The sequence below is a fragment of the Noviherbaspirillum album genome (genome assembly GCF_035916955.1).
In the GTDB taxonomy this organism is placed as follows: Bacteria; Pseudomonadota; Gammaproteobacteria; order Burkholderiales; family Burkholderiaceae_D; genus Noviherbaspirillum; species Noviherbaspirillum album.
This window is the reverse complement of the sequence record NZ_JAWIIV010000078.1, coordinates 1-9,297: the sequence shown is the minus strand read 5'-3', so window position 1 is coordinate 9,297 and position 9,297 is coordinate 1. Positions and strand designations below refer to the sequence as shown.

Sequence of the window (9,297 nt, the reverse complement as noted above, 5' to 3'; positions counted from 1 at the left end):
AGATTTCCCTCTTCCGTTTCAAGCCTACATGCTTAACGCATGACACAATAAAACGGACGACTTTTGCAGAGATTCCTTAGCTGTTGTGACTGCCCCTTGGGCTGCCAAAACCTCTTGCTGAGCAAGCATGCCATCCGTCCGCGCCAAATCACCAGCTTTCACACGACGCAAGACTTCATCGGCGATGGCTTCCAGGTGGTGTTGGTGGTCTTCAGCTTCAGACAACGCTTCACGTGCGGCGGCAACTGCCCAAAAACGTTCTCGCACCTCCCCAGCCAATGCCAGACGAGTATTGGCAATCTGAGCTTCAACGTCGTCAGAACTGCTCTGCGCAAACGAGTGACGGGCAGCCTTCTGACCCGGCAGCCAGATGGGTGCGGCGACCGACACTTCGGTCTCACGAACACCATTCTGGTCGGTCCAGCGGTCGCTACGCTGTGCCAAGCCAACAGTAGGCGAACCGGCTATCCATGATTGCGCAGCCTCGCGGCCAGCAAGCGCCTCATCACGCTTGGCTTCCAAGGTACGCGCCTGCGGTGAACGCTGCCACGCAGCATCCAATGCTGCTTTTAGGCCGGAAGCACCGGCCTGTGAAAATGCCATGGGCGCAGCAAGCACCATGGCCGACAAGATACAACTACGGTAAATCGAAAAACGAGCACGCATGCCATCTCCATTCGGTGTCCAGGAAAAACTGGCCGAAGGCAATTGCACTCCACGGGCGTTATGCCGCGCAGAAAGACGCAGAAATGGTCAAGGAATGTGCAGAAGTACCCTCGGCATGTCAGCCGAGGGAGGCAGGCGGTCGTTGTGGCCGTTTAAGTATGGGGTCTGGAATGTACTGAGCTACGCAGTGAGGCGCGGTACTCAAGGGCTCCAACATGACCGGTGATAGAAAAATCCCGGGCAAGCCCATTGCGGGCTGAGAGGCGGAGTGTTCCGAAAAATGCTTGGCTGATTCGCCAGAGTCATCGTAATGCACTGTCCCATCATCGCCATGGTGATGGCTTGTACGTTCCAGATGCTCAACTTCGTGGGCAACGTCGAACTGATTTTCAGCCGACAGCCAGCCACTCTGCATAGCAAGACTATGCAGGGGCAGGAGTATTAGCAGGAAAATGCAAACGATGCGGCGCACGGAAGTCTGATTCGAAAAAAAATGTGGATTGATTATACCAACATGAAACTTTATTTTGGTGAGTGTTATGCGGCGATAGGCGTTGTATTAAAACGGCAATAAACATTACGCACTAGTGGTCATGGCGATGATGGATGTCTGGATAGTGCTTGTGCGAATGTCTCAATACGCCATGCAGGTGAGGATGGACGTGAGGTTCGGTTCCATCCCAAGCAAAGTCATGCTGATGCTGGTGATGTTCATCGTGCCGGTGTGCGTGAGTATGGTCCATCGTTTCATGCGTATGGTCGTGCTCATGCGATTCGGTTAAATGCAGCCAGATACCTGCTCCCATGAGGACCGCGGCAATCCAGAAGACCAACCCAGGCGTTTCACCGAGCATGATGAGAGAAAGCGCCGCCCCAACAAAAGGCGCGGCTGAAAAGTACGCACCGGTCCTAGCTGTGCCCAAGTGACGGAGTGCCAGCACAAACATAACAAGGCTCAAACCATAGCCGCTTAGCCCTACTACGCCCGCTGTGAACGCCGTCTTTGCTTCTGGCAACTCGTATCCCAGAGCAAGGGCGAGCCCTAGATTGACCGAACCGGCGACCAAACCTTTGATGCCGGCGGTTTGTACGGCATCGCTCGCAGAAACTTTCCTGGTTAGGTTGTTATCAATCGCCCAACATAGACATGCTCCGACGATAGCAATGGCGCCCCAAGGAACCCCAAGCGCCGGACGCTCATTCCAGGAAAGAAGAATCCCAGCCACCACAATCAGCACCATGCCGGCAAAAATCCGCTGGTCGAAATTCTCCTTGAACACGAACCAAGCCAATAGCGCGGTAAGTACACCTTCCATGTTGAGCAAGAGCGAAGCCGAGGATGCCGGCGTGAGAGTCAGGCCTATCATCAGCAGTAAAGGCCCAGCAATGCCGCCTGCGACGATGGCGCCGGCCAGCCATGGCAAATCTGGCTTGGTCAACGGAGCGACGTCGGATAGCTGATTGTTCCGAGTTCCTATTTTTCTGAGGACAAACCAAGCCAGCAAACCAAGACCGCTGCCCAGATACAGCAAACCGGCCAAGGTGACAGGCGCAATCTGGCCCACCAGTGTCTTCGCAAATGGCGTACTGGCGCCAAACAGAACTGCCGCCATCAGCGCGTAAAAGACGCCGCTATGCATGCTCCTCCTCCAACGACTCCTACGCTAGCCGTTGCAAACAATGAAAAAGCTCTCATGTAGAAGAGTGGATAAGTATTAGAGAACTCTTGATACAAGATTGGTTTCGTCCGAAACGAATAGCCCACCATTGTGGTGGGCTAGAGCAACGTTTCAACTAACTATATCTATTGCGTTCCCAGTCAGACTTCATCCGCAATCAACCCATAGGGCAATTCTTCCATAAGAACTGGATACATAGGCAGTTGTTCCAAAATCTTCCATTCGTTCATATCACTATACATACGACCTCCACAAAGATAAGTCCAGTAGTTGGTAGCAGTTTCTATGCCGCGTCGCACAATTGAACAATCCGAGCGTGCATGCGCTACTTAGGAAATATGTGCCGGCTTTTGCTGCGTTCGCAAAATATGGTTTGGGAAGGGGCGAAAATGGATTCGCACGTCGGTAATTCTTACCGGTAACGGATACCCAGCCCGAATTATCCTGTGAATGTAATTACATACTGTAGAATAATCTACATGCATACGTCCCAACCAAAATGGTTTTTGCTCATCGCATCATTGCCTACTGCAGGTGCGACAGCCCGAATGCGCCTTTGGCGCGGCATCAAGGGACTTGGCTGTGTCGCATTACGCGATGGTGCCTACCTTCTTATTGAGCGGCAAGGTCACGTAGACGCTTTGACTGATTTGGCTGCGCAAACGAATAGGGACGGTGGACAGGCATGGGTGGTCGACGTAATGCCACGGTCCGTAGACGATAGGAAGGCATTCGAAGCCCTTTTTGACCGGTCGTCTGAGTACGCTGAAATGCATGCCGGTCTGACCTTGGCCCGTAAGGCACTTCCTTCCCAAACCCCGGCAGAAATTACTAAAACCCTCAAACGATTTCGTAAAGAGCGAGACGCAATTCTACGCATCGACTTCTTCCCAAATCAGGCTTCGCTTGATGCGGAGGCCGCTTGGGCGGATTTCGAAGAAGCTGCGAATGCATTCTTGTCGCCCGGTGAGCCACAAGCGCAGGAGCGACCAATTCCGCAGCTTTCGCGTACAGATTACCAAGGCCGTACATGGGCTACGCGCCGCAATCTATGGGTCGACCGGGTTGCCAGCGCATGGCTGATTCGACGGTTCATCGACTCCGATGCCAAGTTTCTTTGGCTGGACAGCCCAGCACTGTGCCCCCCTGATGCTCTCGGATTTGATTTCGATGAGGCGGCGTTCACGCATGTCGACGATAAGGTCACTTTTGAGGTGCTGCTCGCCAGCTTCAATATCGAAATGACGCTTGGCATGGAAAAGCTTGCTGCTCTTGTTCATGCGCTTGACGTTGGGGGTCTTATCCCGCCGGAAGCAGCAGGTTTCGAAGCCATTCTGACTGGGGCGCGAGCCCGGCTTAACAACGACGATGCTCTCCTTGCGGAGATTGGCACCGTGCTCGACTCCCTCTATACCCACTACAACAAAGAACGTACGTCATGAACGCGCCGCTGGAAAAACCTACCTATACCCTTTGGCAAATGGTCTTGTATATGCTGCGTTTGGGCACGCTGGGCTTTGGCGGTCCAGTCGCACTGGTCGGCTACATGCACCGTGACCTCGTCGAGGACCGGAAGTGGATTACCGAGGCTGATTACAAGGAGGGACTGGCCCTCTCTCAGTTGGCTCCAGGACCGCTGGCTGCACAGCTGGGCATCTACCTCGGCTACGTCCACTACCGTATTCTTGGGGCCACATTGGCTGGCATCGCATTCGTCATCCCCTCATTCCTGATGGTGGTTGCTCTGGGTTGGGCATATGTTCGCTTTGGCGGCATACCTTGGATGCAGGCTGTTTTTTATGGCGTCGGGGCGGCTGTCATCGGCATCATTGCCATGAGCGCGAAGAAACTCACCGAAAAGAGTGTTGGCAAGGATAAGCTGCTGTGGGCCATATACCTTCTGCTCGCAGTAGTAACCGTCATTACCGAATCCGAAATTGCCTGGTTGTTCATCGCCGCGGGTGTATTGGTATGGCTGCTCCGCGCACCGCCAAAGTGGCTTAGCAAAGGAAATCTGAATGCTGCAGCTTTGACGCAGGCGCCGATTGCTGGAAGCCTGTTCGGCTCGATGGACGTGTCGCTCCTGACTCAAATCGGCTTCTTCTTTGCCAAAGCCGGTGCGTTTGTCTTCGGTTCGGGGCTCGCTATCGTGCCGTTTCTCTATGGCGGAACAGTGACCGAACATCAGTGGCTCACTGAAAAGCAATTCGTCGACGCGGTAGCAGTGGCAATGATTACGCCTGGCCCGGTGGTCATCACGGTTGGTTTCATTGGCTACCTAATTGCAGGACTGCCAGGGGCTACAGTGGCGGCGCTCGCGACCTTCATTCCCTGCTACCTCTTCACTGTCATTCCGGCTCCATACTTCAAGAAGTACGGGAAGCTGCCCGGCGTGATTGCCTTCGTTGACGGTATCACTGCAGCAGCAATCGGCGCTATCGCGGGCTCTGTCATCGTCATTGCCAAGCGCTCCATCATCGACATCCCGACAGCAGTCATTGCGCTCGTTACTGTGGCTTTGCTTTGGAAGTTCAAGAAGCTGCAGGAGCCGGTCATCATTGTTGCAGCGGCAATCATTGGACTGATTCTTTATCCACTTCTTCGCGCGTAAAGGAACGGACCAACATGGCAACTCCAATCAATGCAGACGACTTGCTCGACCTGGCAAAGAAAAGCCCGGTACATATTGTCGATGTCAGACGAAAACCAGTATTTGACGCCAGCAGCAGCGTTATTGCGGGTGCGGTTTGGCGCAATCCGGAGGAAGTCAATACGTGGCAATCCACGCTGGATGAACAACGTGAAGTAGTCGTGTATTGCGTGCACGGGCATCAGGTCAGTCAAGGATGTGCAGATGCACTTGTCCAAGCCGGCTTCAAGGCACGTTATCTGGAAGGCGGATTTGAACATTGGGCTGAAGAAGGAAAACCTGTCGAAGCCAAACCATAAAGGAGGCGATGATGAAATGGATAACTCGGGAACGTCCAAAGATTGACCGTATTGCTTGCCCTTGGCTCATCAGCCGATTCATCGACAAGGAGCCGCAGTTTTTGTACGTACCCGGCAAAGACGTGCTGACGGTGGCCCAAGACACAGGAGCAATACCGTACGACATCCCTGGAGTCGATATGACCCATGTTGGCGAGTTCTGCAGCTTTGACGCGTTCCTGAAGAAGTACGAACTGAGTGACCCAGCGCTTCAGCAGCTAGCCGAAATAGTCCGCGGCGCCGACACGTCGAAGCTAGACCTAACACCTCAATCCGCAGGGTTATATGCAATATCGCTGGGCCTTTCAGCGACTTTCAAAGACGACCATGAAATGCTCAAGCATGGAATGGTGATGTATGACGCGCTCTATGCGTGGTGCCAGCAGTGTCAGGGCGAAGCGCAACAGTAGCCGCCAAAATAACTTGAAGACAAGTGATTGTCTTCGAAGGAGCGGTAAGTGAAAACGTATCTTGTAGCTGCAAGCTTGTCTGCATGCGCATTTAACACAGCAGCGGAAACATTCAATTTCGACGCAGAGGCGGCCGGTCAGCCGCCAACCAGCTGGACTTGTGGTGTCACAGGTAAGGGAAGTCAGCGTTGGTCAGTAGAACCAGATGCAAGCGCTCCCAGCCTGCCCAACGTACTCAAGCACGAAGACCCTGCCACCTATGCATGGTGTGTACGGTCAGGAATATCAGCCCTCGACGGCACTGTGAAAGTAAAGTTCAAACCGATCGCGGGGAAAGAGGACCAGGCCGGCGGACTTGTCTGGCGTTGGAAAAACAGCGGAACATACTATATTGCCCGTGCCAATGCACTGGAAGGAAATGTCTCCCTATACTACATGCAGAACGGCACAAGGAAAACAATAAAGTACGTCAACGCGCCAGTTGACCCGAACTCCTGGCATACATTGGAAGTGACATATAAAGGCAAGTCCATTCAAGTCTCGCTCAACGGGAAGACGTACATCGAAACCAGCGACAGTCATATTCCGGACGCCGGAAGAGTCGGGGTGTGGACCAAGGCTGACAGCGTCACATTGTTCGACGACTTTGCGTATGACGGCCTTGCCAAGCAATGACCAATCCGCTCCTGACGCGAATACTCTGGGTACGAGGACTACGAGCGTTTGCTGATGGATACATCAGCCTTCTGCTGCCGATTTATCTCATTTCACTTGGGATGGGGCCATTTGAAGTCGGTGTCATCGCGACGGCGACGCTGCTCGGTTCCGGCATCCTCACGCTGATTGTCGGTCTGCATGCCTGGCGGTTTCAGTCCCACACTTTATTACTAGCGGCGGCCGCTCTCATGGCAGCGACTGGAGTCGGCTTTGCCACAATCAGCGACTTTTGGCCCTTACTGTTCGTGGCGGCAGTTGGGACACTCAATCCGTCAAGCGGGGATGTTAGCGTTTTCCTGCCGCTTGAACACGCATTGCTCTCCCGTACCGTCCCCGACAACCAGCGAACAGCAGTATTTGCACGCTATAGCCTGATTGGGTCGTTGCTCGCCGCTGCAGGTGCACTATTCGCAGCCGTTCCAGACTATGCGGTAACCAAGCTTGAAGTCGACAGGCATTTGGTGATGCAAGCGCTGTTTGTCTTGTATGGACTGATAGGCTTGGTGTGTGCGGTTATCTACCGCCGTATCCCTAGACATACAGACACCAGTGAGCAGGTAGCTGCGGCCCCTCTGCGTAAATCACGAAAAATCGTCTTTACGCTGGCCGCATTATTCAGTCTTGACTCGTTCGGGGGTGGCTTTGTGGTCCAATCGCTCGTCGCCCTGTGGCTGTATCAAAAGTTCGAGCTGTCCACCATCGTGACGGGAACGATTTTCTTCTGGACCGGCGTGCTGTCGGCTTTCTCTTACCTGGTTGCAGTCCGAATTGCCAACCGCATCGGATTGGTGAACACCATGGTCTTCACGCACCTGCCAGCCAACATCTTTCTGGTGCTGGTTCCCTTCATGCCGACTCTTGGATGGGCAATAGTCTTGCTCCTGGCACGAAGCGCGCTTTCGCAGATGGATGTCCCGACACGGAGCTCCTATGTCATGGCTGTCGTGCCACCAGAAGAACGCGCCGCCGCAGCCAGCGTTACTGCAGTACCTCGGAGTCTGGCGTCGGCCATCAGTCCCATGCTAGCCGGCTATATGTTGAGCGCCTCTGCCTTCGGCTGGCCGTTGGTGGTCGCTGGCGGCTTGAAGATTACGTACGATTTGATGCTATTGGCAATGTGCAGAAAGGTGCCACCCCCTGAGGAAGAAGGAGCTGTACGTTAGGTTGGCGGCCGATTCTTCCTTCAAAACCCTTTGAATGTCAGGTGTTGTTAGCCCGGTAACGCACCTGCTCGTTCATAGGCACACGATTCACTCGTCGGCCGGACCGGTGATCTTCGCTTTCGGTAAAAACTCAATGCCCGTCCTTCGGACCAGCTTAGCGTAGCGATTGGCTTGCCTGCACGCGCCTCGTCATTGTTTTCAATCCAGTGCGCCCAAGCACGCCCCGTAGTTGCGTCATAGACCAGCTTGTCCAGGTATTTGGGCACCCATACTCGATTGTCCCCAATAGTTTTGGGCGTGCCTTCAAAGATCGGGCCGGTGATGACGTACACGTCTCCATTTGCGCGCAAGGCGTATTTACGAGTCGCCTGCTCAATGCCATTCCACGGTTTCTGATTGTTCTCCGGCGCCTGAGGCACCATGTTGGCCAAGGAGAAGCTTTGTGCCATTGCTTGTGGAGTCGGCATATTGCCAGCTGGTGCGAGGTGACCGCGCGAGTAGCCGCTGTGCTTGTAATCATCGAGCTCCGCGCGTTCGGCCCGAGGTAACCTGGCATCAGCGAAGAACTTATCACTGCGCTTACCTGACTTATCGTTCTCGAGTTGCGCTCGGCTCAGCCTCTCTGCTACAAAGACGGGCGTCTTTGATGAGCCAGAGTGAAGCACGGCGAACGCTTCATAACACAGCTCCCGCGGCTTGAGTTGTTGAACATTGGGGACGGTCGGCGACACGCCATTGGCAAAAAACTGTGAACAAGCTCGAAATTCGGTTGGCTGGTTGGTGCCTCTGGACGCATCTGCCGGAGCTTTGACTCCGGTATGTGGAGCAGGCGCGACAGCTCGTCAAGGAACGTTGGTTGCTTGGCGTATGCGGAGAAGCAGGCTACGAGGGACAACGCGAAAAGTGCTTTTTTCATTTCGCGATTTTACTGCCTGGTGCAAAAGGTGACAGGCGGATCGGAGCTATGATTCGCTTACAAAGCAAGCGGCCCGACCTTGTCAAATTATTCAGAATTCGTTATTCCTTTTGGGTGATGTCGTCCTCGGTCAGTTTAGATTGGAGTCGATAATTGGCAAAGGGATCGGCGGCATCGACATAGCGCATTGCTGACTGCACGTCACGCCAGCCGACGTATTCCATCAGGGTTTTCATGTCCCAGCCGTTCGACGATGCCCAGGTGGCGAACCCGCGACGCAGCGAATGCCCACTGTACAGTTCAGCAGAGGCGATCCCAGCATTGGTAAGCATGCTTCTCAGCACGGGAATCAGGCTATCAATGCATAGCGGTTCCTTGCTCACATGGCCCCAGCGGTCAATGGCCCGGAAAACCGGCCCATCCTTGAGCTGTGAGGCGCTGATCCAATCCAGATAAGCCTCCACCGGGCACAGACTGGACAATGCGGGTGCCTTGAAGGTGGTCCCCTGGTAGGTGCGGTCGCCCTTGGTCTGGGGGAAATAGCAAGTCATGCCTTCCCCCGCCACCGCCTGGACATGCTCGATACGCAGGCGAGTTAATTCGTCGCCCCGGAATCCACGCCAGAAGCCGAGCAGCAAGAGCGCCTTGTCCCGCCGATGGCGTAGTTCCAGGCGACGGTTGCCTTCCTCCTGCGATTTCGCAATGGCGGCATCGAGCCACTGACTAACCTGATTTAACTGGTCCAACTGCAAAGGCTT

The 9,297-nt window shown here is 54.3% G+C and carries 9 protein-coding genes and 1 pseudogene; 6 read left to right on the top strand and 4 right to left on the bottom strand.

Going from position 1 to position 9,297, the window contains the following annotated elements; all coding sequences use genetic code 11:
* Positions 1-24: 24 nt before the first annotated feature.
* Positions 25-666: a TolC family protein gene (locus RY831_RS32290; protein WP_326510395.1), complete on the bottom strand. Its 642-nt coding sequence runs from the start codon at positions 664-666 to the stop codon at positions 25-27.
* A gap of 584 nt (positions 667-1,250) precedes the next feature.
* The gene (locus tag RY831_RS32285; protein ID WP_326510394.1) at positions 1,251-2,306 is read right to left on the bottom strand and encodes a DMT family transporter; all 1,056 of its coding nucleotides are present in this window, start codon (positions 2,304-2,306) and stop codon (positions 1,251-1,253) included.
* A gap of 518 nt (positions 2,307-2,824) precedes the next feature.
* On the opposite strand from RY831_RS32285, the gene RY831_RS32280 reads away from it, so the two are divergent.
* From RY831_RS32280 to RY831_RS32255, 6 genes are read left to right on the top strand one after another with little or no spacing between them, the layout of a single operon-like run.
* Complete coding sequence (locus RY831_RS32280; RefSeq protein ID WP_326510393.1) at positions 2,825-3,787, top strand: chromate resistance protein ChrB domain-containing protein; 963 nt, start codon at positions 2,825-2,827, stop codon at positions 3,785-3,787.
* Complete coding sequence (locus RY831_RS32275; RefSeq protein WP_326510392.1) at positions 3,784-4,956, top strand: chromate transporter; 1,173 nt, start codon at positions 3,784-3,786, stop codon at positions 4,954-4,956. The genes RY831_RS32280 and RY831_RS32275 overlap by 4 nt, the downstream gene beginning before the upstream one ends.
* A gap of 14 nt (positions 4,957-4,970) precedes the next feature.
* The gene (gene chrE, locus RY831_RS32270; RefSeq protein ID WP_326510391.1) at positions 4,971-5,294 is read left to right on the top strand and encodes a rhodanese family chromate resistance protein ChrE; all 324 of its coding nucleotides are present in this window, start codon (positions 4,971-4,973) and stop codon (positions 5,292-5,294) included.
* A gap of 11 nt (positions 5,295-5,305) precedes the next feature.
* Positions 5,306-5,743 (top strand): chromate resistance protein ChrB domain-containing protein, encoded by a 438-nt coding sequence (locus RY831_RS32265; RefSeq protein ID WP_326510396.1) that lies wholly within the window; start codon positions 5,306-5,308, stop codon positions 5,741-5,743.
* A gap of 48 nt (positions 5,744-5,791) precedes the next feature.
* Positions 5,792-6,418, top strand: coding sequence for a 3-keto-alpha-glucoside-1,2-lyase-like domain-containing protein (locus RY831_RS32260; protein WP_326510390.1), 627 nt, complete (start codon positions 5,792-5,794; stop codon positions 6,416-6,418).
* Complete coding sequence (locus tag RY831_RS32255; protein WP_326510389.1) at positions 6,415-7,623, top strand: MFS transporter; 1,209 nt, start codon at positions 6,415-6,417, stop codon at positions 7,621-7,623. The genes RY831_RS32260 and RY831_RS32255 overlap by 4 nt, the downstream gene beginning before the upstream one ends.
* Before the next feature lie 87 nt (positions 7,624-7,710).
* On the opposite strand, the pseudogene RY831_RS32250 reads toward RY831_RS32255, so the two are convergent.
* A pseudogene (locus RY831_RS32250) lies at positions 7,711-8,462 on the bottom strand (DNA/RNA non-specific endonuclease); the annotation flags it as partial.
* Between the two features lie 178 nt (positions 8,463-8,640).
* The coding region (locus RY831_RS32245) for a site-specific integrase (RefSeq protein WP_326510388.1) at positions 8,641-9,297 on the bottom strand (657 nt) is incomplete at its 5' end.

Excerpts from the sequence above, each read along its gene's own strand:
- RY831_RS32290 (WP_326510395.1), bottom strand. The coding sequence starts at position 666 with ATGCGTGCTCGTTTTTCGATTTACCGTAGTTGTATCTTGTCGGCCATG.
- RY831_RS32285 (WP_326510394.1), bottom strand. The coding sequence starts at position 2,306 with ATGCATAGCGGCGTCTTTTACGCGCTGATGGCGGCAGTTCTGTTTGGC.
- RY831_RS32280 (WP_326510393.1), top strand. The coding sequence starts at position 2,825 with ATGCATACGTCCCAACCAAAATGGTTTTTGCTCATCGCATCATTGCCT.
- RY831_RS32275 (WP_326510392.1), top strand. The coding sequence starts at position 3,784 with ATGAACGCGCCGCTGGAAAAACCTACCTATACCCTTTGGCAAATGGTC.
- chrE (WP_326510391.1), top strand. The coding sequence starts at position 4,971 with ATGGCAACTCCAATCAATGCAGACGACTTGCTCGACCTGGCAAAGAAA.
- RY831_RS32265 (WP_326510396.1), top strand. The coding sequence starts at position 5,306 with ATGAAATGGATAACTCGGGAACGTCCAAAGATTGACCGTATTGCTTGC.
- RY831_RS32255 (WP_326510389.1), top strand. The coding sequence starts at position 6,415 with ATGACCAATCCGCTCCTGACGCGAATACTCTGGGTACGAGGACTACGA.